Origin of the sequence: Pseudoxanthomonas mexicana, assembly GCF_046736355.1 — a bacterium.
Taxonomy (GTDB): Bacteria; Pseudomonadota; Gammaproteobacteria; order Xanthomonadales; family Xanthomonadaceae; genus Pseudoxanthomonas_A; species Pseudoxanthomonas_A mexicana_B.
Genome location: NZ_CP157201.1, coordinates 1992187 through 2018143, shown reverse-complemented (window position 1 = coordinate 2018143; position 25957 = coordinate 1992187). Strand labels below are relative to the sequence as shown.

35 protein-coding genes are annotated in these 25957 nt (G+C 63.7%); 19 read left to right on the top strand and 16 right to left on the bottom strand.

The window, feature by feature from the left end:
* Window positions 1–96 precede the first annotated feature (96 nt).
* The gene (locus AAG688_RS09295; protein WP_411831983.1) at window positions 97–537 is read right to left on the bottom strand and encodes a helix-turn-helix domain-containing protein; all 441 of its coding nucleotides are present in this window, start codon (window positions 535–537) and stop codon (window positions 97–99) included.
* Between the two features lie 133 nt (window positions 538–670).
* Here AAG688_RS09295 and AAG688_RS09290 point away from each other — a divergent pair, with 133 nt between their 5' ends.
* From AAG688_RS09290 to AAG688_RS09235, 12 genes are all read left to right on the top strand, one after another.
* Complete coding sequence (locus tag AAG688_RS09290) at window positions 671–907, top strand: hypothetical protein (protein WP_411831982.1); 237 nt, start codon at window positions 671–673, stop codon at window positions 905–907.
* Window positions 908–1121: 214 nt separating this feature from the next.
* Window positions 1122–1262: a hypothetical protein gene (locus tag AAG688_RS09285; RefSeq protein ID WP_411831981.1), complete on the top strand. Its 141-nt coding sequence runs from the start codon at window positions 1122–1124 to the stop codon at window positions 1260–1262.
* Complete coding sequence (locus tag AAG688_RS09280) at window positions 1259–1450, top strand: hypothetical protein (protein ID WP_411831979.1); 192 nt, start codon at window positions 1259–1261, stop codon at window positions 1448–1450. Before AAG688_RS09285 ends, AAG688_RS09280 begins: the two co-directional genes overlap by 4 nt.
* Complete coding sequence (locus tag AAG688_RS09275; protein ID WP_411831978.1) at window positions 1447–1581, top strand: hypothetical protein; 135 nt, start codon at window positions 1447–1449, stop codon at window positions 1579–1581. Before AAG688_RS09280 ends, AAG688_RS09275 begins: the two co-directional genes overlap by 4 nt.
* Complete coding sequence (locus AAG688_RS09270) at window positions 1571–2311, top strand: hypothetical protein (protein ID WP_411831977.1); 741 nt, start codon at window positions 1571–1573, stop codon at window positions 2309–2311. The genes AAG688_RS09275 and AAG688_RS09270 overlap by 11 nt, the downstream gene beginning before the upstream one ends.
* A 58-nt stretch (window positions 2312–2369) precedes the next feature.
* Window positions 2370–2651 (top strand): hypothetical protein, encoded by a 282-nt coding sequence (locus tag AAG688_RS09265; protein WP_411831976.1) that lies wholly within the window; start codon window positions 2370–2372, stop codon window positions 2649–2651.
* 241 nt (window positions 2652–2892) lie between these two features.
* Complete coding sequence (locus AAG688_RS09260; protein ID WP_411831975.1) at window positions 2893–3159, top strand: hypothetical protein; 267 nt, start codon at window positions 2893–2895, stop codon at window positions 3157–3159.
* Window positions 3160–3758: 599 nt separating this feature from the next.
* Entirely contained in the window at window positions 3759–4751 is a 993-nt protein-coding gene (locus AAG688_RS09255; RefSeq protein WP_411831974.1) for a hypothetical protein, read from the top strand.
* Entirely contained in the window at window positions 4751–5068 is a 318-nt protein-coding gene (locus AAG688_RS09250; protein WP_411831973.1) for a DUF2523 family protein, read from the top strand. The genes AAG688_RS09255 and AAG688_RS09250 overlap by 1 nt, the downstream gene beginning before the upstream one ends.
* Window positions 5065–6210 (top strand): zonular occludens toxin domain-containing protein, encoded by a 1146-nt coding sequence (locus AAG688_RS09245; protein WP_411831972.1) that lies wholly within the window; start codon window positions 5065–5067, stop codon window positions 6208–6210. Before AAG688_RS09250 ends, AAG688_RS09245 begins: the two co-directional genes overlap by 4 nt.
* Entirely contained in the window at window positions 6210–6863 is a 654-nt protein-coding gene (locus AAG688_RS09240; protein WP_411834968.1) for a TraX family protein, read from the top strand. Before AAG688_RS09245 ends, AAG688_RS09240 begins: the two co-directional genes overlap by 1 nt.
* A gap of 128 nt (window positions 6864–6991) precedes the next feature.
* Complete coding sequence (locus tag AAG688_RS09235) at window positions 6992–7402, top strand: hypothetical protein (protein WP_411831971.1); 411 nt, start codon at window positions 6992–6994, stop codon at window positions 7400–7402.
* Window positions 7403–7438: 36 nt separating this feature from the next.
* Here the strand turns inward: AAG688_RS09235 and AAG688_RS09230 are convergent, their stop codons facing one another.
* The gene (locus AAG688_RS09230; RefSeq protein ID WP_411831970.1) at window positions 7439–7780 is read right to left on the bottom strand and encodes a DUF3653 domain-containing protein; all 342 of its coding nucleotides are present in this window, start codon (window positions 7778–7780) and stop codon (window positions 7439–7441) included.
* A gap of 291 nt (window positions 7781–8071) precedes the next feature.
* On the opposite strand from AAG688_RS09230, the gene AAG688_RS09225 reads away from it, so the two are divergent.
* Both AAG688_RS09225 and AAG688_RS09220 read left to right on the top strand, forming a co-directional pair.
* Window positions 8072–8443, top strand: a complete 372-nt coding sequence (locus tag AAG688_RS09225; RefSeq protein WP_411831969.1) for a DUF3653 domain-containing protein — start codon at window positions 8072–8074, stop codon at window positions 8441–8443.
* 215 nt (window positions 8444–8658) lie between these two features.
* Window positions 8659–8919 (top strand): hypothetical protein, encoded by a 261-nt coding sequence (locus AAG688_RS09220; RefSeq protein ID WP_411831968.1) that lies wholly within the window; start codon window positions 8659–8661, stop codon window positions 8917–8919.
* Here AAG688_RS09220 and AAG688_RS09215 read toward each other — a convergent pair.
* From AAG688_RS09215 to AAG688_RS09165, 11 genes are all read right to left on the bottom strand, one after another.
* Window positions 8916–10022, bottom strand: a complete 1107-nt coding sequence (locus AAG688_RS09215) for a zonular occludens toxin domain-containing protein (protein ID WP_411831967.1) — start codon at window positions 10020–10022, stop codon at window positions 8916–8918. The genes AAG688_RS09220 and AAG688_RS09215 overlap by 4 nt on opposite strands.
* Entirely contained in the window at window positions 10022–10306 is a 285-nt protein-coding gene (locus AAG688_RS09210; RefSeq protein WP_411831966.1) for a DUF2523 domain-containing protein, read from the bottom strand. The genes AAG688_RS09215 and AAG688_RS09210 overlap by 1 nt, the downstream gene beginning before the upstream one ends.
* Entirely contained in the window at window positions 10299–11522 is a 1224-nt protein-coding gene (locus AAG688_RS09205; RefSeq protein ID WP_411831965.1) for a virulence factor TspB C-terminal domain-related protein, read from the bottom strand. Before AAG688_RS09205 ends, AAG688_RS09210 begins: the two co-directional genes overlap by 8 nt.
* 118 nt (window positions 11523–11640) lie before the next feature.
* A complete protein-coding gene (locus AAG688_RS09200; RefSeq protein ID WP_411831964.1) occupies window positions 11641–11772 on the bottom strand; it encodes a major capsid protein in 132 nt (43 codons plus the stop codon).
* 7 nt (window positions 11773–11779) lie between these two features.
* Window positions 11780–11983: a hypothetical protein gene (locus AAG688_RS09195; RefSeq protein ID WP_411831963.1), complete on the bottom strand. Its 204-nt coding sequence runs from the start codon at window positions 11981–11983 to the stop codon at window positions 11780–11782.
* A 3-nt stretch (window positions 11984–11986) separates the two neighbouring features.
* Window positions 11987–12265 (bottom strand): single-stranded DNA-binding protein, encoded by a 279-nt coding sequence (locus tag AAG688_RS09190; protein ID WP_411831962.1) that lies wholly within the window; start codon window positions 12263–12265, stop codon window positions 11987–11989.
* On the bottom strand, window positions 12262–13116 hold the full coding sequence (locus tag AAG688_RS09185; RefSeq protein WP_411831961.1) for a replication initiation protein: 855 nt from the start codon (window positions 13114–13116) through the stop codon (window positions 12262–12264). The genes AAG688_RS09190 and AAG688_RS09185 overlap by 4 nt, the downstream gene beginning before the upstream one ends.
* Entirely contained in the window at window positions 13113–13298 is a 186-nt protein-coding gene (locus AAG688_RS09180; protein WP_411831960.1) for a hypothetical protein, read from the bottom strand. The genes AAG688_RS09185 and AAG688_RS09180 overlap by 4 nt, the downstream gene beginning before the upstream one ends.
* On the bottom strand, window positions 13295–13465 hold the full coding sequence (locus tag AAG688_RS09175; protein WP_411831959.1) for a hypothetical protein: 171 nt from the start codon (window positions 13463–13465) through the stop codon (window positions 13295–13297). The genes AAG688_RS09180 and AAG688_RS09175 overlap by 4 nt, the downstream gene beginning before the upstream one ends.
* On the bottom strand, window positions 13462–13716 hold the full coding sequence (locus AAG688_RS09170) for a hypothetical protein (RefSeq protein ID WP_411831958.1): 255 nt from the start codon (window positions 13714–13716) through the stop codon (window positions 13462–13464). Before AAG688_RS09170 ends, AAG688_RS09175 begins: the two co-directional genes overlap by 4 nt.
* Window positions 13713–13937: a hypothetical protein gene (locus AAG688_RS09165; protein ID WP_411831956.1), complete on the bottom strand. Its 225-nt coding sequence runs from the start codon at window positions 13935–13937 to the stop codon at window positions 13713–13715. Before AAG688_RS09165 ends, AAG688_RS09170 begins: the two co-directional genes overlap by 4 nt.
* A gap of 141 nt (window positions 13938–14078) precedes the next feature.
* Between AAG688_RS09165 and AAG688_RS09160 the strand changes: the two genes are divergently transcribed.
* The 3 genes from AAG688_RS09160 (at window position 14079) to AAG688_RS09150 (ending at window position 16743) form a co-directional block, all read left to right on the top strand.
* Window positions 14079–14669, top strand: a complete 591-nt coding sequence (locus AAG688_RS09160) for a DUF3693 domain-containing protein (protein WP_411831955.1) — start codon at window positions 14079–14081, stop codon at window positions 14667–14669.
* Between the two features lie 991 nt (window positions 14670–15660).
* Entirely contained in the window at window positions 15661–16167 is a 507-nt protein-coding gene (locus AAG688_RS09155) for a hypothetical protein (RefSeq protein WP_411831954.1), read from the top strand.
* A gap of 120 nt (window positions 16168–16287) precedes the next feature.
* The gene (locus AAG688_RS09150) at window positions 16288–16743 is read left to right on the top strand and encodes a hypothetical protein (protein ID WP_411831953.1); all 456 of its coding nucleotides are present in this window, start codon (window positions 16288–16290) and stop codon (window positions 16741–16743) included.
* Window positions 16744–16786: 43 nt separating this feature from the next.
* On the opposite strand, the gene AAG688_RS09145 is transcribed toward AAG688_RS09150, so the two are convergent.
* The 3 genes from AAG688_RS09145 to AAG688_RS09135 all read right to left on the bottom strand — a co-directional run bounded on the left by AAG688_RS09145 (window position 16787) and on the right by AAG688_RS09135 (window position 23676).
* Window positions 16787–17698, bottom strand: coding sequence for a 5'-nucleotidase (locus AAG688_RS09145; RefSeq protein ID WP_411831952.1), 912 nt, complete (start codon window positions 17696–17698; stop codon window positions 16787–16789).
* A gap of 94 nt (window positions 17699–17792) precedes the next feature.
* Complete coding sequence (locus tag AAG688_RS09140; protein ID WP_411831951.1) at window positions 17793–18563, bottom strand: NAD kinase; 771 nt, start codon at window positions 18561–18563, stop codon at window positions 17793–17795.
* Between the two features lie 100 nt (window positions 18564–18663).
* Window positions 18664–23676 (bottom strand): NAD-glutamate dehydrogenase, encoded by a 5013-nt coding sequence (locus AAG688_RS09135; RefSeq protein WP_411831949.1) that lies wholly within the window; start codon window positions 23674–23676, stop codon window positions 18664–18666.
* 366 nt (window positions 23677–24042) lie between these two features.
* Here AAG688_RS09135 and AAG688_RS09130 point away from each other — a divergent pair, with 366 nt between their 5' ends.
* Window positions 24043–24690 carry a TetR/AcrR family transcriptional regulator gene (locus AAG688_RS09130; protein WP_411831948.1) on the top strand — a complete coding sequence of 216 codons (648 nt, stop codon included), beginning with the start codon at window positions 24043–24045 and terminating at the stop codon, window positions 24688–24690.
* A 34-nt stretch (window positions 24691–24724) separates the two neighbouring features.
* Window positions 24725–25954, top strand: coding sequence for an efflux RND transporter periplasmic adaptor subunit (locus AAG688_RS09125; RefSeq protein ID WP_411831947.1), 1230 nt, complete (start codon window positions 24725–24727; stop codon window positions 25952–25954).
* Window positions 25955–25957: the final 3 nt, after the last annotated feature.

The following is a 25957-nucleotide window of genomic DNA, read 5'->3' as shown; positions in this document are numbered from 1 at the left end:
GCCGGGTCGGAGTCCAAGCGAAAATAGCATCCACCCGCAAGAAGCGCTCGGTGACGGCAGAGATGGCAGGGGCAAGCCGTGGAAGCAGAAAAGCCATCAGAGCTTGCAGTAGCTGTTGCCAGGGCCGGGCAATCGTCTCAACAAGATTGTTTCGGTTTTTACATAATATACAGAATATCCGAACTCGGATTTCGTAACGGCTTGATTTGCAAGTGAAATTCCTGCTTTTGCCGTAGGGAATGTAAGCAAAATCATCAGCGCTGCAGCGGTTGCTGCGAGACGTTTTGCAAGGGCGCTCCATGCCTTGCCTGCTTTCCCGTCGGCTCGCACGGCTTTGATGGCCACAAGCCATTGAACGGGGTCATCGCCTGCCATTTCTGCTAGCTCTGCGATGTTTTCTTCGCTTGGGTAGCTGTCTCCGTGCCTCCACTGGCTAATTACCTGTCGGTTGGTCTTCAGGTGTGCGCCTAGCGCGTTATCTGACGTGATTCCTTTTCGCGCCCTTGCCTTGTCTAGGAGCGTCGCAACGATGCTCATGTCATGTATCCTCTTGACAGGTGTCCGGTAATCAGCTTACATGCGCCTTGTCATGTAACCACATGACACCCGCCCACCCGGTGCCCTAGCCGGGTCGCGGCGGGTTCTAGGGCGCTAGGGCAGGGGACATTCAATGAATCGACAGCAGTGGCAGGCGGATTACCGCCGTAACCGGGCAACCGTGCGGCTCATCGATGCGTTCCGCCGCAAGACCGGCCGCGAGATTGATGTCTACGGCGGCGTGTCAAATGAATTCTGGGAACGCTGCTTCTATGCGCACGACCGTCTGAATTATCCCAGCGTAGTAGGTAAGTCGTGGTCCGACCTCAAGCTGCGGCACCTGCGCGAGCGCGTGAGGTTGCCGGCATGAGCGTCTCTGTCAATGCGCCGGGGGTGAACCGGGTCGTTCGTTTGGTGCGCGACGGAAGGTTCATCGTCGCTTTCTACGCTGACGGTTCACGCATGGCGTGGTGCAACTGCGCTACTGAACGGGGTGCGAAAGCCCGCTTTAGCTATCACGCAAAGCGCCTGGGCTTGTTCGTGAATGGGAGTGTCGCTCTTGCCCGCGTGCAGGGGAGGGCGGAATGATGCTTGTCCACGTCTTTGCGTTCTTCGTCTGCCTTGCCTGCGGTTTCATGATTGGCGTCGGCATTGTTCGCATCGTCACCTGGTCGCATCGCCGCGCCAGCCATAGTCGTGTAGACGAAGCGGGGTGGGGCAGGTGAGCCGCCCGACCAACACTCTGCGCGGCGCCCGCATCGCTTTCGAAGTGGCGGAAGACCGCTATATCCAGCGTGAACTATTCGCCAGCGATGGCCCCTCGCCGGGATTCTGGTGGGAAGTCGCCCGCGCCGCTCATCGCGTCATTGAGGAAGAAACCGCCTGCATGCAGGCGAAGCGGGTGGCGTTATGACCTCCAAACCGCTGCACCAGCTGTACGACGAACGCAAGCACGCCAAGACCGACGAAGAACGCGCCGAGCTAGACCGACTGATTGAGGAACGCATCAGGTGGGTTGGCTCGGGGCAGGGCCATGCCGGATGAACGCGGCGAGGCTCAATCCGCATTGCAATCGTCCGTGCTTCCACTGCGGCGGGGAGACGGTCTCGATGGTCGATGCCCTGGACAACCGCATGAAGTGTTGCCGGACGTGCGGCCTGCTGGTGTCCATGCAGCGGGCTATGCCGAGCTACTACGGCGCATCCCGTGGCAACAGTTCTGGACGCTTACCTTCCGCGTCAGCAAGTCCGGCCGCAACGGCGGCGTTCACGGCGAGGCGGCTGACAAAGCGTTTCGCTACTTCGTCAGCTGCATCAATCGCGAGGTCTACGGCCCCAAGTGGTCAACGCGCTGGCACGGCGGCATTCAGTGGGCGAGGGGGCAGGAATTCCACCGCGACGGCCGCCTGCATTTCCACGCCGTCGCAGCTGCCGCTACCGATGACCTCAATCGAGTCATCAACCGCTACGACTGGCATGAGTTCTGGTATCGCGAGTTCGGGCGCAACCGCATCGAGCAACCGCGCAGCCAGGCAGACATTACCGGTTACGTATCGAAGTACGTGACCAAGGGCGGGGAAGTCGATTTCAGCCGGAATTTCGGCGCGTGGTTGCCACCACCCATCGACTACACCGCCCGACCCGAGCAACACGGCCTCATCCAGCCGAACCAGCAACACCGGATGCCCAGGCGGACTGATGCAAGCATCGCGCAGGGGTCAAACGAGCTACTCCGCCGCACTCCCTTCGGGGGGGAAGGGGGGGACTTAGCTTGACCCCACAGTACCGCCCGGAATTTGCGACCAACCCAACCGAAGAGAAGAGAGAACAAACATGGCAACTATCACCATCAAGTCCGAACCGCTGAATCGCTATGTCACCACCAAGAACGGCCAGAAGCAGGTGCACTTCCAGAACGCGCAGCTGGAAACCTCGGAGATGCGCGTGCAGGTCGAAGTGGAAATCGACGGTCCGCAGCAGGCATACGTCAACGGCAAGAGCTATCAGTGGGACGTCGAGAAGGACGTCATCCCCGGTCGTTTCGGCCCGGAGTTGGCCCGCCGCTATTCGCTGCGCGACATGGCCGAGCCGACCAAGCGCGCGGCGGCGGCCTGACCCATGTCCGCGTACGTCCTCAAATGCCGCGAGGAAGATTTCGACGCGCAGACGGGGACGTGCGCGGACCCCTATTACGGCCCGATGCCCACGGTCATTCCGGAGTTGTCCATCGAAGACGGCACTCTGATTGCGGTAGCAATCGCCTCCATGTGGACATTGGGCCTAATCGCTCGCGTTCTCATCCGCGCGAGTCGTCAGCAAACAGGATGAGCCTTCAACCTGCCTAAAGGAGGCAACTGTGAACCGCAACAACAAGCAGTCCCTGCTGTACCAGGCCCGCGACTCCGTTCGCGGTGTTTTCAACCGCTCGCGCGGTGCTGTGGCCGCCGGCCTGACCGCCATGCTCGCCGCACCGATGGCGATGGCTGGCGGCGGTGGCTCGCTCGGCTCCGAGGTGCTGACCAAGCTCGGCAGCCTGGAATCGGACGTGCAAGCCATCCTGCTGGTGCTGGTGGGCGTCGTCGCGCTCTTCATCCTGTACAGCTTCATCAAGCGGGCCAAGTAACAGGCCGCACAGGTGTTCCAGTGGGGGAGTGCGGCCGCCTCCCCCTTTTTATTTCCGGAGGCAGTCATGGGCGGTTATTGCATCATCATCGGAGTGCTGGGGGCGCTGTGGCTCGCGTACGAAGCGGTTTAGTCTCGGGTCGCGTATGTGTTGACGCGCCCTCTGTTCGCTCTGTCTGCGCACTATTTTTTGCAGTGCTGGCTTGGTTGCTGTGTGCCGATGATGTGAGGGCGCAGTCTTGTGGCGTCAATTCCTGCTCGTATTCGAGCCAGGGTGCAGCTTATGCGGGCTGCATGTTGCAGGCGTCTTCTGCGGCTGCTGTCGTTACATCAAATGGGCTGACACATGGGAATCCTCGCTGTACGCATCAGCCGTCGCCGTCAAATCCGCGCTATGTTTGCCAAGTCTCGCGCTATAACAATAATGGTTCGCTTAACTTATCCGCTCTTGGATGCAACGCCGTTCCCGGTGGTTTTGTTGAATACCACGCTTATCCGCCGGAGCAGAGTTGTTCTTCACGGCCATCGCAGTCGACCACCTTCCTGCCGCCCGGTGGCTCCACGCGCTGCAACGGCGGTTGCGAAGTTCGCTATACGTCGATGGGTGCCGACGCCAACGGCCAGCAGTCATCAATGGCGGACTACACCGGCAATGTGTGCAACCCCGACACCGAGCGGCAGGATTGCAACGCCAAGAACCCGGGCGGAAGCTCGCCGCCAACCCACGTTTGGAACGCCGCGCTGCGCGTGTGCCAGCCGGTTGATATTCAATGCCCTGAGGGGCATAGCCCGATAGGCGGTGTCTGCACGCTCAACGATTCCTGTCCTGTGGGTTTCGTGCTGGCGCACAACGGAGCCTGCAAGAAAAGCGACGACGAGTGTCCGCCGGGAAATATCAAGTCCCCTAGTGGTCAATGCTTGCCCGGTGAAGGGCAGTGCGCCCAGGGCGAGGCGCGTCGTCCCAACGGCACCTGTGGCAAGGATGACGATGGCGACGGGAAGTCCGATGACGATGACGACAATCCCAACAACGATTCAACCAAGGAAACCTTTGCGGGTGGCGACACCTGCAATGCTCCGCCTAGCTGCTCGGGCTCGCCCATCTTGTGCGGTCAGGCGCGCATTCAGTGGCGTATCGAGTGCAATACGCGCAAGAACCGCAACATTAGCGGCGGGGCCTGCGGGTCGGCTCCGGTTTGTACTGGTGAGAAGTGCGATGCGATGGAGTATTCGCAGCTGATTATGCAGTGGCGCACGGCCTGCGCCCTTGAAAAGCAGTCGGGCGACGCGGTTGTCGGCGGGCAGCCCGATTGGACCAAGGTCACGGGCGACGGCACGGATGGCGCAGGCAACGACCCCGAAGGCCCGCTCAAATCCAAGAGCTTCAATCCCGGTGAACGCCTGGACTCGGGCGGTTTTTTCAGCGGTGGCGGCACGTGTCCCCAGCTGGGGACGTTGAACCTTCCGTTCGGCAAGACCTTCGATATGGATAGCGTGCCGTGGTTCTGTGACCTGCTCTTTATGACGCGCATGTTTCTGACGCTGCTCGGCAGCTTCATTGGCATCGGAATTCTTCTGGGGTGGAGGCTGTAATGGACAGCATCATCGTCAAGCTCGCGGGCAAGATTGTTACGCTGCTCAAGCTCGCCATGTCCTCGCTGTTCGGGCGATTGATGGCCGGTGCCGGCCTGTCGCTGGTGACCTTCACGCTGGCCTATCCGCAGGTCAAGAACTTCCTTCAATCCAAGTTCCTCTCACTGGCTGCGAATGCGCAGCAGCTGTTGAGCTATGCCGGCGTAGATGTGTTCATGACCATCGTCATCAGCGCTGTTGTCGCGCGCGCCGGCATGCAAGTGTTCACCGTCGCCACGTCCAAGCTCGATGAGTTCATCACCGGAGCATCCGCATGATTTTTTGGTTCACCGGGCAGCCCGGCCACGGCAAGACTGTTTTTGCTATTGACAAGTTGCTTGAGTACAAGGCGCAAGGCCGCCTGTGCTACGTGTGCAACGTCAAGGAATTCGACTACGCGGCGACCGGCTGCATCGAAATGAAGCCGGAACAGTTCTGCGACTGGATGAACTTTCTGCCTGATGGTGCCGTCGCCCTGGTCGACGAAGCCTACGAGCACGGCATGCTGCCCAAGCGCGCCTCCGGTTCCAAGGTGCCGGCGCACGTTGAACAACTCGCCAAGCATCGGCATCGCGGCTTGGATTTCATCTTCGTCTGTCAGTCGCCATCGACGCAGGTGGACAGCTTCGTCCATGATCTCATTGAAGAGCATTACCACGTCCGCCGCCGGTTCGGCCTGCCGCTCGCGCACATTCGCCGTTTCGACCGCTACGAGCGCAACCCCGATAAGGCCGCGCCGCTGACCACCACGCGGCGCAAATACCCCAAGAAGCGCTTTGCGCTCTACAAGTCCACCAGCATCGACACCAGTGAGAAGCGCGTGCCGTGGTTCTATTGGGCAACCGCCGCGCTGGTGCTCTTCCTGCTCGGCTGGACGTGGTACACCGTGAGCAGGGTGCAGGAACGGTTGACGCCGCAGGAACAGCAGGACGCCGCCCAACGCATCGGAACGAGCGACGGAGCGTCAGCGACGGCGCGAGGACCGATGCAGGGCAAGGACCTGGGAACTGCGCTGGAATACGCGAAGCTGCACTTGCCACGCTTTGAGACGATGCCCTGGACCGCGCGCGCGTACGACGACCGTGGCATCACCGCCGACCCGCATTTGTATTGCATGTCCTCGCAGGCCGGTCCCACTGCGGCCGATGCGTGGGTGGACTTCACCTGCACTTGCTTGACCGAGCAGGGGACGCGCTACGAGATTGACTTGCACTCGTGCAGGAAGCTCGCGCGCAGCGGCCCCGAGTACAACCCTTACCGCAAGCCGCCGGAGCGTCAGCCGCCGCAGTGGGGTGTAGGGGCGCAAGCCCCTACGGTGGAAGCGACCGGCGGGAGCGGGCCTTCGGGCGTTGTGGTGCCTGGCGATGTCAAAACGGTGGGCTCTCCCGCCGGAGCCGGGGCAGGGAAGTCCGCCCCATGATGACCAGCTTCTCCCGCGAGCTCCTGAAATGGTTGGCGCTGGTGCTGATGACCCTGGACCACGCCAACAAGGCGATGCACCTGCATTTGCCCGGCGTACCGGAAGCCTCGCGCATCGCGTTCCCGCTCTTCGCCCTGGTGCTGGCCTATGGGCTGGCGCAGCCAGGCGCGCGGCTACGGCCGGCGCTGCTGCGCCTGCTGGCATTCGGCGCGCTGGCCCAGCCGCTCCATGCAGTGACCGTCGTTGATGGCTGGTTGCCGCTGAACGTGCTGCTGACCTTCGCCGCGGCTGTGGCCGTCATCATGCTCTGGATGCGCGGCCAGCGCTTCGCAGCGGCCGCGCTGTTCGCTCTTGGCTCCCCCTGGGTCGATTACGGCTGGGCGGGCGTGGGCCTCACGCTTGCGGCCTGGTGGTGGTTCCATGTCGAGGCGCACGGCGTCATTTTCGGCCGCTGCGCTCGCTGGGCGGGTGGGGCGCTTGTACTGGCCGCATTCGCGCTGCTGTGCGCCCAGAACGGCAATCTGTGGGCCTTGCTGGCCCTGCCGCTGGTCGCCGCGCTGTCGCGGCTACCGGGGCGCTTCCCGCGCTGGCGCTGGGCTTTTTATGGCTACTACGTTGGCCACCTTGCTGTGTTGGCATTTGCGGCCGGATAGGGTGCAGGTATACCATCATGCCGCGGCCCAAACTTGCCGCCGCCTAGCATAATCGACACGGAAATGTCTATAGGGCAAGAATCGTGCCAGTTATCTAGCATTCATATATCGTTTGGGGACGATTCAGAATGCGATACTTCAGCGTGTTTTTCCTGCTTTTCGTCGCGCTTCCGGCGTCATCGCAGACGATGAGGGCGCAGGGGCCGAGGGGATCCAACAAGCCCCCGCCGACGGCGCCGCGTCAGCCTTACAACTCAATGGCGCGCGACACCACGCCGCTGAACTGCGAGCGTTACCGCACGCATCCGCATCCGGGCATGAAGCCGCTGTGCGAGCGCTGGGAGTCGCGCATGATTGACGATGAGGCCCGGCGGCAAGGTCGGCCAGGCGCGTCCACTGAAGTTGTGAATCTTCCGCCGCTGGGTACGCCTGGCGCAGAAACTGTCTGCATCGGTGGCCAGGCCATGCGGAAGATTTCGGGCGGATGGCAGCAGGTGCATTCGCCGCGCGGCGGCTGGCAGCGTTGCCGCGGCGGTTGACCGGGGTGTAGGGGCAGCGCCCCTACGGCAAACGCCTCACACGCGGCCTACGCGCTTCCGCGCCATCGGCAGTGATAATCCTTCGCCGGTTCCGCACCGGCTCGCATCCACCCCCTGCAAAACCCGCTTTTCGTAGTGTTCGCGCAGCACGTCGCGCAAGTAGATGACGCCGGGGACTTTCACGTCGCCGGCTTTCGGCCGACCGCGCTTGCGGGGTCGGGTTTCGCCCATCATTCGCCGCCATTCGCGGGCAATGGTGCAGGTCAGTCCCAGATAGCGCAGTTGCTCCGGGCCGACCGCGCGGCCCTCCGGCGTGATGATGTGGTCGTTACGAATCTCGAAACCGGCCCAGCTGCCGGTGAGCTTGCGGTTACGCATGAATGGCGTTCCTTGCTTGAGTGATGCGCGAACCCGGCAAGAGTTGTGCCAACAATTCCTTTAGCTGCGCCAGGGCCAGACTGGCCGCCGCCTTTGCAAGTTGGACATAATATACATTATGCGAAATTACATATCCAAAGGCTTGGGCGCTTGGCGGCGGCGCGACTGGGCTACTACGGTCGCCTTTTGCGGTTGGCTCTGGAACGTCTTTTGCACCGGCCGAAGGCTTCACCCGAGAACATGGAGGCTTTCGCATGCCTGTAGACCCGCGTCCCCGGTCGAGCATTCCGTATGCCGAACGCAAGCGTGCACAAAAAGGCGCTGGATGACCTTCGCCGGCCACCGTGCTGGCCGGAGGGCATCCAGTGCCCCAGCGCCTGCGCCAGCGCGTTCTGCGAACGCACCATCCACAACCACACACCATTGCACGGCCCCTGGGCTGGATGGCGAATGGCTGGCAAGGAACTAGTGTCACCCAATGGCCTACGGGTCACCCCTCAACGGCTGATGGGGCTGGCTTGGCGCGCAGGCATGATTGACCTGCGGGAAAGCCTGATGGCCCGGAAAGTTCGCAGCAAAGAGGTTCGGCAGCAGTCAGTGAAAGTCGTCGTGGTGGACCTTGCAGACTGGCAGGCTCGGCACTTCGGACGACGTGCAGGATGAAGCGGTCACCGTAGGGGCGCCGCCCCTACACCCCGGTAGACTGTCACGGCAACAATACTGAATTCTGAATCATATCAGAACGAAATATGAATTTAAGATAAATGGCATGATTCTTGCGCTATTGACAGACAGACTAATTTCATGCTTGGAAATTGTAAGAAATGGCAGCCAAAGTCGCTAGCCGGCTATGATTCCCCGAAACGAACGGAGGAATCATGGCAAACGCAGATGCCGATATCACGGCCGCCTACATTGATGGACTTGCAGATGCTATCGGCATCGTTGCATTCGTGCTGGGAAACGACAAGGGTCTAGCGGCCATCATTAGAGGTATGACAGAACTTGCGCGAAAGCCTGATTTCCACAAGAGCAGACAAGCCGTGCTGCGAAACATTGCAATGCAGTTACACGACAACAGGACACTCAATGTCGAGTGGAAAAAGAACCTGTTAAAGGACATTGAGCAAGCTAGCTAAAGCGTTGTCGGCAATGCAGGTGTTTCCGGAAACGATGCGGCAGAATTGGCGCCCGAACCGATAACGGCGCCCGCAACCGTACTAGCAGATGCGCGGGTTTCTTGGGTCGATTTTTCCTTGTGCTGCTGAACTCTACCCCCTCGCCCGCCGTATTCATGGGCGATGTTGAAGGGCAGCGGGTTGTCAAGAAGAATCTCACAATCCATGCGCGTCATATCAATCTGAAATCCATCGGTATTGAAACACCGACAGGAGCGGTCGGATTTAACGCACCCCATCAGCGCAGGTGCAGGTGCGGTTGAAATCGCCACATACGTGCCAGTGCCGGGATTGAGCGGTGTTTCCGAGAGTCCAGCAGGCGCGGCCGCCGGCAAGCCGGCTTGGCCTTGCGCCTGCTGCTGGTCGGCCTTAGGCGGTCGTTGAACCTTGTCTTTGAGGACGAAGGCCCAGACGCCCCAGCAGAGCAACAACAGCGCAACGAGCATCGACAGCGCAGACCACACCTTGGCCGGAATCCTGAACTTATGGCTGGCAGTGTGCAGCGTGCTCGATTTATAGAGCGCGTATCGACCCTTCGGAAACTTCCAGATTTCCTCCTCTGCCTTTTCGCGCTGGCGCTCATCGTATGGGTCGGCTTGCACCCTGCCCCAGCGATACAGGCCTGCCGATTCCAGACCCATTGCACGATGCAGATGGACGTGCTCGCCAACAAGCTGGCGCAGTTCATGGTGGACCTTTGATGGCCACTGCGTGATAAACATCATGTCATAGCCGCCGTGGCGATGCGTGTCCATCTGATTCACGCGCGCATCTTCCGAGCGCCCTGGCTTGCCGGTGCTAGGAAAGCGGCGATGTGCTTCATCATAGACGATGACGCTACCTACAGGCGTAGCGCGCCAGTCGTCCGGCGCAGATTGAACCCGGCGACCGGTCAGCTTTTCGACAGCATCAAAGTCGAACCCCTCGATATCGGTAAAGAAATCGCGCGGCGCGGTTCCTTTCGACTTCACCAGCGCCGCATCGGTTTCAATCTGACGCAGCAGCCAGTCAACCGCGTAGAGAGTCTTTCCATTGCCGGGCATTCCAGTGACCAAGTACAGCATTAGTTAGCCGCCTTTTTGACGCCGACCGTTGCGGACGCGATTGTGACGCGCGTAAGCATGGCCGAGCCGAGAATGGAGAGGGCTTCGCCGAAGCCGAACAGATTGATGACAGAAAGCATATCGCCCGGAACGCCACTCATTGCAGATGCAGCCATATCGAGAGCGCCCGTTACCAGTGGAATCAGTACGGCAGCACTAACCAGCGAGAGGCCGGCGCCACCGAGGACATTGGCGACAGCATCACCAAAGAGGTTTTTCAAGAGAGTTGATAGCCAGCTACGCACCTTTATTATTCCTCAATCCAGCAATGATGAAAGCAGCAACCACTAGCGAGATTGCAATCACCAGTGGGCGCAGGATGCTCGCTAGGTCGCACAGGGGTTGTAGGCTTATTTCAGGATTTGCGGTTGTACCGCCAATGCTGACAGAGAAGGACCACGGCGCGGGACACGCTCCGCTGCCCAAACCGCTACTCCATTCGACAGGCTCTGGCGGAAGCTCCTCAAACGGCACTTCCGGTTTCTCATAAGGCTTGTCATCTGCTTTCACCCAGTCGATGAAGTCGCAAACCACGTCGGCCCAAGAACAGAAGGTGGGCCAGTCAGAAAGCTGCGGCTCACCATCTTCGGGATATTCGGTTTCATCGGGCACGGTTACGTCAGTGCCATCAGTTACGTTTTTTCCGCCACGCTTTAACGCATCCTCAATTGACTTGCGCAGCTTGTTGAGCGCGTCAGTCAATTCTTTCGTCCTGATGGGCTGGCCGGTTTCGGGGTCAACCAGCACCGCCTTGATGACCTCCGGGCCGGCATTAAGAACAAGGTCGCCCATCTGCTGGTCAGTGACCGGCGTTCCCGGATACGCCTCCGGGTTGGCGTTATTCCACTGTTCCCAGCCACCAGCCGGCATGGATTGCAGGGTTTCGCCTGAAAAAATATCCCCGCCAGTATTGGCATTACGGCACTTATAAACAGCGCCACCGCTGCCAGACGTGCTAGAAAAGGAGCAAGGCTGGGAGGCATTGGGGTTATTCAAATGCGCGGCATGTGAAAGGTTGCCTGGCGAATTTGAGCATCGGCGATTCTGCCCCGAGCCAACACACCACGCAGCAGAGTTGAGAGAGGCTTGGTCGCGCGCATCATTCAAGAACCACTGCGGCCAGTTCTGACCTTCGGGCGTTTTCTGAACCCAGTCCGCAAGCTCGGCAAGCTCTTTGATTGTGGTGTAAGCGCCGTAATACGGAAGCCCTTTGCGGACAAGCTGGCCCGCCGCCCCCTTCGCCAGCTTGCCGAGAGCCGCGCCGCCTATCTTGTAGGATGCAGAACCATACTTTGTTTCGGTTACCGTCCCTTCAATAATAGTTCGCGCGCCTTGATTTACCAACGCCTCATTGCCTATGACACGAATCACTTGCGGCGCGCCGTGCGGGTTAGGCTGGTGAATTTGATAGTTTGATGCGAGGGCGAGCGATGGCAGCAGAAGAAGCGCCAGTGCCGTCAATCGTCGAATACAAGATAAAGCGCGAGCGTGCCGACCCATAAGCAATACCATCCAAGCATGTTGTTTTCTCCGAAAAGAAAGGGGCTTCCGTAGAAGCCCCGTTTCCCGCCATCTGCGATTAACCGAAGATGGCACCCTTGGCCCACTTCCAGCCGACCGAGATGGCGGCGGGAGCGAGCTTGGCGGCACCGATAAGACCGATGGCGGTACCGATGCCGGCGAGGGTGGCAACTGCGTCTGCGACGTCCATTTTTCTCCTAGTCACGAGTTGTCCGGCCGAGAAGTTTTCCGCCAAACGCCAAGGCAAAGACCACTGCCGTAACGCTAAGCAGCGCCGCCACTTCGGCCGGTTCAAGTGGCGGCAAGAGAGAGGGTGCGGGCAGCCACGCTTGCTGCGTGCAAGTATTCGTCTGCGCATCGAATTCGATGCATTGCAAGACGTGGCTGGCCTGCGCGGTCATGGATTACTTCGTCGACGGCAGCGGCAGCAGCGCGATGCGGCGCGCGATACGCAGCGCATTGAAGTCGCCGACTTCCAAGCTGCTCACGTCGAGCATGTAGCGGCCCGGCGGATACGGCGGTTGGCCGTCGCCAAGCGTGATGGTGAACGGCGTGGGGAAATCGTCACCCTTTTCGATGGCGGCCTTTTGTTCGTTGAAAATGACCTGCGTTCCGTCCTTGCGCTTGATGACGCGCGGGGCGGACGTGCCGGACTTGATGACGATGCAGTTATTCGGGTTCATGCGATTGGCTCCAATTTCCATGCGATGGTTTGGCCCTGATGGAAGAACACCCGCCACGGCGAGGGCCAGAATTCGCCGGTGAGCTTGTCCACGTAGCCCCCAAGGGCTTTACGTATGTCGGCCAACGGGCCGAGGGCGTCACGGGCATCCTTCGGGGCTTTCCACCACCGCAGTTCCCGCTTGCTTTCGTTGTCCAGTCCGCCAACGCCATACGTGCGAAAGCCCTTCGGGAAGGCCTCGGCCATCGCGGGGCAGAACTTTGAGGCGTACTTCGCCAGATAGCCCACCGCGTTGCGGGCCTTCTGGATTTGCGTCATGCCGTGCGGCCACCACCCACGCTTATCAGCCTTCGGAATGAAGATGCCGCGCGGAATCCAAACTAGGATGTGGTAGTGGGGAACGAGGGCCTTAGTGAGTTCACCGACCCATAGGTAACGGAGACGCGGACGGTAGCCCCGGTAGCGAATTCGTATAGCTCGATTGAAGAAGCCCCGGATTCGTTTAAGAAGCTCGCTAACGTCGCGAGGGCTTCGCTCGCTTCCCTTTCGGTAAGTCGTCGTGAGCATGTACCACGCTCCACGCATGGAGCCTTTTTGCGCTTCCTGTTCATGGAGCCTCGCTCCGGTGATGATGGATTTTTTTAGCCGCATCGACCGGATGCGGTTCGTATCGAGAGCGATGGACACGCGTCGCGTGTCACTTGTTGAAGAAGGGACAAGCCCAAGGCTCGCTACGCTCGCCTTCGTGATTCCGTGACTGCCGAGAGTGCGCGCGGCCTGGTCGGAGGCGCGACGCGAAGCGGCCGCGATGGCGGCCTGTTCCAGATGGCAGAAGGCAACGGCGGCCGTCACTGCAGCAGCACCGAGACCGCATCGCCGAGTTGAGCGACGACGCGGTATTGAATGCGACCACAGCCCAGCGCATTGAACCAGCGCGCATTACGCATGCAGGCGTCCAGGTCGAGGCCGTAATTGGATTTGTGCACCCAGGCATCGCCATCCAGGCGCTGGATGCAGTAGCGAAGTGTGGTCACCTGCCCCGCTCCGCTTGTGTGGCGATGGCATGCCACATGCGCAGTTGCGCGCGTTCGCGCTCGATAGCGCGGTGGTGTGTCCAGGCGACGATGCGGACGATGCCGAGGCCGGCCAGCAGACCGCAGACGGCGATGATGGTCAGGGCGAGGGCGTGGGCGAGCATCATGCTGGCAGCCTCGGACGGAGGCGCAGTTCGCACATGCGCGCACGATGCTTGGAGACGGTCACGCCCGGGTAGAAAGTGGAAAGTCTGTCACCGTGCAGGCGGCAGATATCGAACCCCGGCGACAGCCCGGAGTGCAGCATGTCCGGGTAGTTGCCGGTCTTGACGCGGAAAGCGGAAACCAGCCGATACGTGGTGCGGTCCCGGCGGTAGGCTTCGCGGAACGCCTCGCGGGCGGAAAGAAGGGCGCTCATGCGCCCTTCCCCTTTCCCTTGGCGGTGTCGGTAGCGGCCGGGGTTTCCGGCTTGGCTTCCGGCTTGGACTCGGCCTTGGCCGGCTTGATGCGCATTGCGGTCATACCGGCCTGCATCAGCAGACGGGAGACCTTCAACTCGTCCAACTCGGCGAACACCAGCGCGAGGCGCTGAACGTCAACGATGCGCGGTTGAAGCAAGTTCCACTGTTCCAGATTCATGCGATTTACCCCTTGCCCGATTCCCGGTTGCCCCTGCCCTGCCCGGCACCGGGCGGGCCGGGAGGGAGGGAGGTTCGCAGTCTGCGAACCGGGAATCGTTGTACGCTGGGTGCGAACTAAAGTCAACAGGGTGCGAACTAGATGGACGTAAATTTTCTACTTGACAGGTGCAAGGAGGTATGCGGGGTGCGAACTGACCAAGAATTAGCAGCCCGACTTGGAATCACCAAGCAGACAATTTCCGGTTACAGGAACGGCGCGCGACTGCCAGACGCAGTAGTGTGCGCAACCATCGCCGGGCTATCCGGAATGCCCCTAGCACAAGTAATTGGAATAGTCGGCGAGCAAAGAGCTATCAGCCGAGAAGAAAAAGCGGTGTGGCGAAAGTTAGCGGCTACCGCCACCCTACTTTTAGTGGGCTTTTTAGGCGGTTTTTCGCATGACGCGCACGCGAAATCAGAGCCGGTTTTTGCGAACCAAACTATACATTATGCGAAATTTCATAGCAGGGCGGCCGTGCTTCTGGGCTACTACGGCCGCCTTCTGCGACTGGTGATTGCCGCAGTGGACTTGCCCCACCTACGCCCAGCAAATGCCTCAGTTGGGTCCAACAAATGCCCCAGATTCATTGAGGGTCCAAAAACATCCCCCGTTCTCGACGAACCGCCCAACAAGTCGCCCCAAACCTACGTGCGGCCGGTTGTTGCGCCAGCTGGTCCCGGCTATGACTGAAGCTCCTCAGCTGACTTCAGTAGGAGTATGCACTTTCCAGTCTCGCCATTTAAGACGCCTGCTATCAGCCGGATATGGCTTCTCCCTACGCATCTCCAAGTCCTCGACTGGATGAGCTCGATTCCGCCCATGCGCGCGCGCCGCCTGTGGCCGAGCCGACATACCGATTTCGGCTGCCCGATAGGTCGACTTTGCCGGTCAGGTCTTGAACGCGCAGCGGAAGAATGACGGCTGCCAAAGCAGATCGGCCCTACCCCCGATAACGCCCCCTAATCACTCGATGATCAAGTGCGGACAGGTAAGCGTTAAATGGGTAAGGCGGCCTTCTAAAAAGTCTTGGCGGCATCAGGCGCCCATCAGTAGCTGGCGGCCCATCGTTTCTGTACCGGTCACATTGATGGCGGGCCGTCGCTGCTACCCGCATCAATGTGCCCTGAATACTTCTCATTGACAACTCAAGGGGAAGCGCTTGACCATGCGACACTTCCACTCGGAAGCAGGTTCCGGCGCGCTCCCATCTTTGTCTTCCGGCGCCGCATATTGAAGACTCGGTCCATGCTTGATGTCCGCAATCCCGATTCTCGGAATAGTCGTAGCACACCATTCGATCGGCACCACGATACGAAGTGATTCACCACGACGTCAGGAGCAATGTCCGGCATGGCGATGATCGGCAGTGGGACGGGGGCCTGGGGAAAAAATGGAATCCGGGCCGCCATCGGGAGCGCAAAGGGATTGCATCGGGCCACAGTCATCCATCTGCGCGGACATGGGCGACACGCGGATCACGTGGCGATCCAGCGGAGGTCGCGTCGCGGGGCGATACCGGTCGCGCGGGCTTACGATACGTCCGCGTGGCCCTGAGGGTCTAAGCAGTTGGTGGTTCTGATTCGGGCGATCCAGTCCTCGACCGGCTCACCCTGGAACCAGATCCACTCCGCATGATTCATGCGCCAAGCAACCCGGGCAACATCAACCCAAAGGACGACACATGGGACAGGAACGCACGAATGCAATGGTCTCGGCCGCAATCCTCAATTTTCTTTTTGGCGGGATGGGCATCCTGAGCTGCCTGCATGGCCTGATGACACTCAACCGCCATATGGCCGACAACGCGTGGCTGACGCTCGCAGTGATGGGTACGGGGATCGGCATTCTTCTGGTGACGCAGGCGCTGATCCTGTTGCCTCCTGCCGCCGCCGCGATCGTTTCCGCCATAGGCATCCTGAAGCCCGCGCCCTGGGCCCGCGCCTGGATCCTCACCTACGCAATCCTGTCGATATTTGGAACCTGCCTTGGATTCCTGCTGGGCGGGATGCTCAACGACGTCCAGATCAAGATCAACTTGGTCAGCATCCTCAGCGCCATCACTCCACAAGCGCAACATGCCAATCCAGCGCCAATCTTCATCATCGGCTTCATCTACCCCGTAATCCTGTTTCTTCTCACCAATACGAAGTGGAAGGATGCATTTCGCAAGCCTGCCGCTGCGGGATGAATCCAGCTCTCCGCCTGGCCACGGCACCGTGATGACGCAGGCCTTGCCGTGCGCCGGCGAGACGCTTTTGTTCCGCATGGGCTTCATCGACTGGACTCACAAAACCCGACAGGACATCACATGGACAAGGAACGCACTGGTGGCATGACCGCGATCGCTGTTCTCAACTTCACCTTCAGCGGGATGAGCATCTTCAGTTTCATCATCGTCCTGCTGACGGCATCCTTCTACCTCACCCATCCATTGATGACCCTTATGTCCATGGGGAAAGGCCATGATCCCTGGATGATCCTGCTGGCGACAGCATTGCTCTCGCTGCCTGCCGCCGCAGCCGCCATCGTCTCTGGCATCGGCATCCTGAAGCTTGCACCCTGGGGACGCACCTGGACTTTCGTCTATGCAATCCTGGGCATCCTTGGCGCCGTCCTCGGATTGTGGCTGAATTCCCGCCTGGTTACGGAAATGAAGCAAGTCAGTCTTGCGCTGAGCTTCATCATCAGCTGCATCTATCCGGCGATCCTGCTTTACCTCATCAGTACGGCAAGATGGAAACAGGCGTTTATTTCCCGTCCGTGACAGCGGAGACGGCGCAACCTGCGAAGGGCATCCGCCGCTTCGACTAGGTGTTGGCCACCCCATGCGGCACATGCCCGGCGGCGACGTGCTGGCGGGCGCTGTCGATGTTGTGCTGCGAGTCGTCGAAGAAGATGTCGGCGCCGAAGGCTTCCAGGAACGGTCCCTTGTGGCGACCGCCCAGGAACAGCGCCTCGTCCAGGCGCACGCCCCACTCGCGCAGGGTGCGGATGACCCGCTCGTGCGCCGGCGCAGAGCGCGCGGTCACCAGCGCGGTGCGGATCGGCGAGCGCTCGTCGGCCGGAAACGCCTGCTGCAACTGGTGCAGCGCCGACAGGAAGTTCTTGAACGGGCCGCCCGACAGCGGTTCCTTGGCGCGCTCGCGCTCGTGGCGGCCGAAGGCCTCCACGCCCTGCTCGCGCGAGATGCGCTCGCTCTCGTCGCCGAAGACCACCGCGTCGCCGTCGAAGGCGATGCGCAGCTGGTGCTCGTGGCGCTGCCGCTGCGGCGCGCCGGCCGGCAGGATGGTGGCCGCGGCGATGCCGTGCTCGATCGAACGCCGCACCGATTCCGGATTGGCCGACAGGAACAGATCGGTGCCGAACGGCTTGACGTAGGGCCAGGTCGCCTCGCCGGAGGTGAAGGTGGCGCGCACGATGCCCAGGCCGTAGTGCTGGATGGAATTGAAGATGCGCAGGCCGGTGTCGGCGGAGTTGCGCGACAGCAGGATCACCTCGACCCGCGGCGCCTCCGGGGGCGCGCCCTCGTTGAGGGCCAGCAACTTGCGCACGACCGGGAATGCGATGCCCGGCGCCAGCACGTCGTCCTCGTGGGTGCGCTGGTAGGCGCTGTACGCCTCCACGCCCTGCTCCTCGAACAGGCGGTGGCTCTCCTCCAGGTCGAACAGCGCGCGGGAGGTGACGGCGATGGTCAGCAGGCGGGGGGTGTTATCGGACATGCGTACAGTATCGGCGATGGCGGTCACAGCCGCTGAGACATCCATGCCGGGCCGGGCTTGCGCACCGGCGGCCCGGCGGCGAGGCGGCATCGCGTCAGACCATGAACTGCTCGCTGAGGATGCGTTCTTCCAGGTTGTGCTCGGGGTCGAACAGCAGCGTCACCATGCGATCGCGCGACTCGCCGATGGTGACCTCGACCACGTCGCGCACCTCGTGCGAGTCGGCGGTGGCGCTGACCGGGCGCTTGTACGGGTCCAGCACGCGGAAGCGCACCTCGGTGTCGGCCTTGAGGATGGCGCCGCGCCAGCGGCGCGGGCGGAACGGCGCGATCGGCGTCAGCGCGATGGTCTGCGAGCCCAGCGGCAGGATCGGACCGTGCGCGGAGAAGTTGTAGGCGGTGCTGCCGGCCGGGGTGGCGATCAGCACGCCGTCGCAAATGAGCTCGGGCAGTCGGGTCTGGCCGTTGAGATCGATGGACAGGTGCGCGGCCTGGCGAGTCTGGCGCAGCAGCGACACCTCGTTGTAGGCCAGCGAGACGACGCTGGCGCCGGACTCGGTGATGGCGTGCATCTCCAGCGGGCGCAGCTTGGCCGGCTCGGCGGCGGCGATGCGCTCCAGCAGGTCCTCGGCCCGGTACTGGTTCATCAGGAAGCCCACCGTGCCCAGCTTCATGCCGAACACCGGTTTTCCCAGCGCGCCGTGGCGGTGCAGGGTCTGCAGCATGAAGCCGTCGCCGCCCAGCGCGCACAGCACGTCGGAGTCTTCCGGCGCGTGCACGCCATGATCGCGCTGCAGCACGGCCAGCACCTGCTGGGCCTCGGGCGTGGGGCTGGCGAGGAAGGCGATGCGGGGCGGCGAGGACATCCGGGGCTCCGGGGCGGCAAAACGAAAGGGGCGGCCCGAAGGCCGCCCCGATTGTAACGACGGGCGATGGCCGGCGCGCAAGCCGGCCATCCCGCACCCCTCACTTCTGCGCGGCGAGCTGGCTCAGGCGCTGCACCGCGACCGAGGCGGTCGGATAGTCCAGCGTCTTCTGCGAAGCCAGTTCGGCGAGCATGTTGAGGGTGAAGCGCAACGCGGCATCGTCGCGCTGCAGCCACGCCTGCACCTTGGCCGCGGCGTTGCCGCCGGGCATCGACAGCACCTGCCCGGTCAGCGTGCGCAGGTGGCTGGCCAGTTCGTCGCGCAGCACCCCGCGCGCGACCGCGTGCCAGCGGCCATCGACCTGCAGCGCCTCGATCTGCTGCTGCAGCCACGGCGTGTGCAGCACCTCGCCCAGCCGGTAGTGGACCTTGGAGACCTCGACCGGCTTGAGGCGGCGTTCGCGCGCCAGCTCGATGATGTCGGCCGAAGGCTCCAGGTACGGCAGCGCGGCGATCTGGCCGGCCAGCGCATCCGGCAGGCCCTTGCCCTTCCATTCGCGCAGGCTGGCCTCGTAGGTCGGGCGCAGCGAGTCGGGCAGCACGCCATCGGCCGCGCGGATCTCGTCGAAGCCGTCGTGGTAGCGATCCACCGCGGTGGCGATGGCCGGGATGGCGCCCGGCCGGGTCAGCAGCCAGCGGGTCAGGCCACGCTGCGCCTGCCAGATCACCTGCAGGGCATCGACCTGCACCGACTCGGGCACCTTGCCGTCGAGCGCGTCGATCTGGCTCCACAGCGCGCGCGCGTCCAGCGTCTCGCGGGTGATGGTGAACGCCTTGGCGACCTCGGCCACGCTGCGGCCGGTGTCCTCCTGCATGCGCAGCAGGAAGGTCGCACCCATCCGGTTGATGGTGGTGTTGGTCACCGCGGTGGCGATGATCTCGCGCTTGAGGCGGTGGTTCTCCATCTCCGCGGCGTACTTCTTCTGCAGCGGCTGCGGGAAGTAGCGCTGCAGCTCCTTGGACAGGAACGGATCCTCGGGGATGTCCGAGTCCAGCAGCTGCTGGAACGCCACCAGCTTGGAATACGACAGCAGCACCGCCAGCTCCGGCCGGGTCATGCCCTGCCCGCGCGCCTTGCGCTCGGCCAGTTCGGCGTCGGACGGCAGGTACTCGATCTGGCGATCCAGCAGGCCCTGCGACTCCAGCGTGCGGATGAAGTGCTGCTTGGAGCCCAGGCGATGCGCGCTCATCCGCTCCATCAGGCTGATCGCCTGGTTCTGGCGGTAGTTGTCCCACAGCACCAGTTGCGCGACCTCGTCGGTCATCGCCGCCAGCAGCTTGTTGCGCGCGTCGACGGTGAGCTTCTTCGACTGCACCACGGCGTTGAGCAGGATCTTGATGTTGACCTCGTGGTCTGAGGTGTCCACGCCGGCGGAGTTGTCGATGAAGTCGGTGTTGAGCAACACGCCCTGCCTGGCGGCCTCGATGCGGCCGAGCTGGGTCATGCCCAGGTTGCCGCCCTCGCCCACCACCTTGCAGCGCAGGTCGCGGCCATCGATGCGCAGGGCGTTGTTGCCGCGGTCGCCGACGTCGGCGTGGCTTTCGGCGGACGACTTGATGTAGGTGCCGATGCCGCCGTTCCACAGCAGGTCCACCGGCGCCTTGAGGACCGCGCTCATCAGCTCGTTGGGGGTGAGCGACTTGACGCCGTCGGCCAGGCCCAGCGCGGTGCGCACTTCCGGGGTGATCTCGATCGACTTGGCGCTGCGCGGATGGATGCCGCCGCCCTTGCTGATGAGCTTGGCATCGTAGTCGGCCCAGCTCGAGCGCGGCACCTTGAACAGGCGCTCGCGCTCCTTGAACGACGCGGCCGCGTCCGGATTCGGATCCAGGAAGATGTGGCGATGGTCGAACGCGGCCACCAGGCGGATGTGCCGGCTCAGCAGCATGCCGTTGCCGAACACGTCGCCGGACATGTCGCCGATGCCCACGCAGGTGAAGTCCTGCGTCTGCGAATCGCGGCCGAGCGCGCGGAAATGCCGCTTGACCGACTCCCACGCGCCGCGCGCGGTGATGCCCATGCCCTTGTGGTCGTAGCCGACCGAGCCGCCGGAGGCGAACGCGTCGCCCATCCAGAAGCCGTGCGCGATGGCCAGCCCGTTGGCGATGTCGGAGAAGGTCGCCGTGCCCTTGTCGGCGGCGACCACCAGGTAGGGATCGTCCTGGTCGTGGCGCACCACGTCGGCCGGCGGCACGATCTTGCCGCCGACGATGTTGTCGGTGATGTCGAGCAGGCCCTGGATGAACAGCTTGTAGCAGGCGATGCCCTCGGCCTGCACCGCGTCGCGGTCGCCGCCGGCGGGCGGGCGCTTGACCACGAAGCCGCCCTTGGCGCCGACCGGCACGATGACGGTGTTCTTGACCATCTGCGCCTTGACCAGGCCCAGCACCTCGGTGCGGAAGTCCTCGCGACGGTCCGACCAGCGCAGGCCGCCGCGCGCGACCGGGCCGAAGCGCAGGTGCACGCCTTCCACGCGCGGGCCGACCACGAAGATCTCTCGGTACGGGCGCGGCTTGGGCAGGTCCGGCACCTTGGCCGAATCGAACTTGAAGCTGATCGTCTGCGCCGGCTGGCCGTCCTTGCCGAGCTGGTAGTAGCTGGTGCGCAGGGTGGCTTCCATCGCGCCGATGAAGGCGCGCAGGATGCGGTCGTCGTCCAGGCTGGAAACGCGATCCAGCAGCTTCACCAGCGTCTGCAGCGCGGTGTCGATGCGCGCCTGGCGCGCCTGCGCGCGCGCATCGACGATCGGCTGCAGCGCCTTCAGCGTGGCCTCGTCGCCGCTGGCCAGCGCGGCCAGTTGCGCCTGCAGGTGCTGCTGGTCCTGCTTGATCTGCGCCTTCTGGCCAGCGGCCGGGTCGAAGCGCGCCTCGAACAGCTCGACCAGCAGCCGCGACAGCAGCGGGTAGCGGTTGAGGGTTTCCTCGATGTAGCCCTGCGAGAACGGCACGCCGGTCTGCAGCAGGTACTTGCAGTAGCCGCGCAGCAGCGCGACCTGGCGCCAGTCCAGGCCGGCGCCGAGCACCAGCCGGTTGAAGCCGTCGTTCTCGGCGTCGCCGCGCCACACGCGCGCGAACGCCTCCTCGAACGGCGCGGCCAGCCGGTCCACGTCCAGCGCGCCGAGGGTCGATTCGACCTCGAACTCCTGGATGTAGGCCACGCCGTCGCCGGACTCCAGGCGGAACGGATGCTCGGACATCACCCGCAGGCCCATGTTCTCCATCAGCGGCAGCGCGTCGGACAGCGGGATGTCCTGTTCCTGGCGGTACAGGTTCAGCCGCAGCCGGCCCTGGCCGGGACGCTGGCGGCGCGACACGTGCAGGCTCAGCCGCAGGTCCTGCGGGCCGGTTAGCGCGGCCAGGTGGGCCACGTCGCTGGCCGCGCCCTCGGGCGAGACGATCTCGATGTAGCCGGCCGGCAAGGCGCGGCCGTAGCTGCCGGCCAGCTTGAGGCCCTCGGACTCGCCGTGGCGGGCGATCAGCGTCTCGCGCAGGTCGTCCTGCCAGTTGCGCAGCAGGTGGGCGATGTCGGCTTCCAGCGCGACGGTGTCGACGTCGATGCGCTCGCCGGCCTTCGGGCGGATGGTCAGGTGCAGCTGCGCCAGCGGCGATTCGCCGAGCTGGACGGTGCTGTCGACGTACTCGCCGCTCAGCGCGTTCTTCAGCAAGGCCTCGATGCGCAGGCGCACGTCGGTGTTGAAGCGCTCGCGCGGGATGTAGACCAGCGCCGAATAGAAGCGCCCGTAGCGGTCGCGGCGCAGGAACAGCCGGCTGCGCACGCGCTCCTGCAGGCCGAGGATGCCCATCGCGGTGCGGTGCAGTTCCTCCTCGCTGGACTGGAACAACTCCTCGCGCGGCAGCGTCTCCAGGATGTGGCGCAGCGCCTTGCCGCTGTGGCTGCTGGGCGACAGGCCGGACTTGCGCATGACGTATTCGTGGCGCTCGCGCACCAGCGGGATTTCCCACGGGCGGCGGTTGTAGGCGCCGGAGGTGTACAGGCCGATGAAGCGCTGCTCGGCGATCGGGTTGCCGCCGGCGTCGAACTCGAGCACGCCGATGTAGTCCATGTTGCCCGGGCGGTGCACGCTGGAGCGGCGGTTGGTCTTGGTCAGGATCAGCGCATCGACCGAGCCGGACTGCGGCAGGTAGTGCGCGGCCAAGGTCTTGATGTTGCGCGGCGGGGTGGTGTCCTGGTTGCGCAGCAGGCCCAGGCCGCTGTCCTCGACCGCGCGCAGGACGCCGGTGGACTTCTCGACCCGGTATTCGCGGTAGCCGAAGAAGGTGAAATGGTCGTTGGCGGCCCAGCGCAGGAACTCCTGCGCCTCGCGCCTGCCGCTGTCGTCCACCGGCAGGCGCCGGGTGGCCAGGTCGTCGGCCAGCGCCAGCATCTTCTCGCGCATCGGGCTCCAGTCGCGCACGATCGCGCGCACCTCGCCGAGCACGGTGCGGATGCGCTGCTCGATGGCGGCCATGTCCTCCGGCCGCTGGCGGTCGATTTCCAGCGCCATCAGCGATTCGGCCTTGCCCTCGCCCACCGCGGTGATGCGGCCGGCCTTGTCGCGGGTGATGCGCACCAGCGGATGGCCCAGCACGTGCACGCCGATGCCCATCTCGGCCAGCGCCATGCTGACCGAATCGACCAGGAACGGCATGTCGTCGTTGACGATCTGCAGCACCGTGTGCGGCGATTCCCAGCCGTTGGCCTTGGTGGTGGCGTTGAACACCTGCACGTTGGCGGTGCCGGGCTTGCGCACGCGGGCGAATTCGAGGATGTCCAGCGCCAGCGCGGCCCAGGACTCGGCGCTGTGGTAGGGATATTCGTCGCCCTCCATGCGCTTGTAGAAGGACTCGGCGAAGGCGATGGCCTCGGCCTGGCGCGCGGCCGGCACGCGCTTGCGCAGCACGGCGCGGATGGGCTCGAGCGAGAAACCGGTGGCCGCTTGTTGCGGCTTCGCCACCGCACCGGCCTTGGCGGTGGAAGCCCCGGCGGGGGCCTTCTTGCCGGCGGTGGCGGTCTTGCTTGTCGGTTTCTTCTTGGGTTTTCGAACAACGTTCATGGCGGGCGATGACTCGACAGAGGAAATCAAGCCGCCATTGTAGCTCCGCGGTCGCAGGCAACCTTGCTGCGAGGCATCAAAAACCGCTTTTTTTCCCGGATTTCCGCAAACCCGCGCCCGATGCCGCCATCCCCTGCGACCGTTCGCCGGCGTGTGGGGTTCCAACGCATGCGGGAGCGCGCCGGGTTCCGCCCTGCATTGCCACACTGCACATCGCGCAAAATCCGGCGCGCGCCCCTTTCGCCAACCGCCGTCACGCCACCGTGCAGGATCCGAGGAGGATGGCCGCCCTGCCGCGCGGTGCAGATTTCCGCACGCCGCACAAGCCTGTTCAAATTCTGTACTGGACGGTATAGTCCAGCCCCTATGAATGCGATAGCCAGCACCCTGGCGACCAACCGCCGCCAGCGCGCGCACCAGGCCGTGCGCGAACTCATGGCCGAACAGGGCTTCCGCATCAGCATGGAGGCGGTGGCCGCGCGCGTGGGCTGCTCCAAGCAGACCCTGTACGCCCAGTTCGGCAGCAAGCAGGCGCTGCTGCGCAGCGTGATCGACTCGCACCTGGACGTGGCGACGGCGCCGTTGCGGCTGGAAGGACGCAGCGTGCGCGAGAGCCTGCTCGGGTTCGCCCTCGAACACCTGCAGCGCCGCGGCGACCCCGCGGCGATGGCGGCCTGCCAGTTGCTGGAGGCCAGCGCGCATGAATTCCCGCGCGAGGCACGGACGCTCTACGAGGACGGCCATGCCGCCCTGCAGCGCCATTTGGCCGAATGGCTGGCCGCGGCGATGCGGCGCGGCCAGTTGCGGCATGACCATCCGCACTGTGCCGCCGAACTGCTGCTGGGCATGCTCGCCGGCCTGGACGCCGAGCGCCAGCGTTTCGCCGTGCCCCATCGCGCCGCAGCCGACGAGCGCAGGCGCTGGGCCGAATACGTGGTCGATGCCTTCCTGCGGGCCTTCACGCCCGCTGATCCCGCGGCTGCAGAACCTGCGCCGGATCCCGCCGGTCGATAACCAACAACAACGATACTGACAACGGAGCCCCTCCATGACCTCCCCCGCCCGTTCGCTCGCCCTGGGCTGCGCCATCCTCGTCGCCCTGGCCGCCTGCAAGCAGGAAGCCCAGCCCCCGCAGATGCCGCCGCCGGAAGTGGGCGTAGTGACCGTCAGCCCGCAGACCGTGCCGCTGCAGCGCGACCTGGTCGGCCGGCTGTCGCCGTACCGCAGTTCCGACGTCCGCGCACGCGTGCCCGGCGTGCTGGTCAAGCGCGTCTACAAGGAAGGCAGCGACGTGAAGGAAGGCCAGGCGCTGTTCCTGATCGATCCGGCGCCGCTGCAAGCCTCGCTGAGCGCCGCGCAGGCCAACCTGGCTTCCGCGCAGGCCACCCACGCCAACGCCCGCACCGCCGCCGAGCGCGCCCGCCAGCTGGCGCCGCAGCGCTTCGTGTCGCGCTCGGACCTGGACAACGCCGAGGCCGCCGAGCGCAGCGCCGCCGCCGCCGTGCAGCAGGCGCGCGCCAACGTCGAGAGCGCGCGCATCAACCTGGGCTACGCCACCGTGACCGCGCCGATCTCCGGCCGCGCCGGCAAGCAGCAGGTCACCGAGGGCGCACTGGTCGGCCAGGGCGAGGCGACCCTGCTGACCACCATCGACCAGATCGATCCGCTGTACGTGAACTTCTCGATGAGCGTCAGCGAACTGGACAGCCTGCGCCGCGCGCAGGGCGAAGGCGGCGTCGAGCTCAACGCCGCCGGCGAATCGCCGGTGCGGGTGCTGCTGCCGGACGGCCGCGTCCATGCACACACCGGCATGCTCGACTTCTCCGGCATCGTCGCCGACCCGGCGACCGGCTCGGTGTCGCTGCGCGCGCGCGTGCCCAACCCCGAGCTGAGCCTGCTGCCCGGCATGTTCGTCACCCTGCAGGCGACCCTGGGTTCGCGCAGCGGCGCCTACCTGGTGCCGCAGGCGGCGATCCAGCGCGACGCCAACGGCGCCTACGCGATGGTGGTCGGCAAGGACGGCAACGTGCTCCGCCGCAACGTGGTCACCGACCGCGCGCAGGACGGCCAGTGGCTGATCAGCGAAGGCCTGCAACCGGGCGACCAGGTGATCGTGGCGGGATTGCAGAAGGTCAAGGAAGGCGCACCGGCCAAGCCGACGCCGTGGACGCCGCCGGCCGCCGCCAACGGCAATGCGCCAGCCGCCCCCGCTCCCGCCGACGCGGCGCCCGAAGCCGCGGCCGGCGATGACGCGGCCGACGGCAAGCAGGCCGAGTAAGGA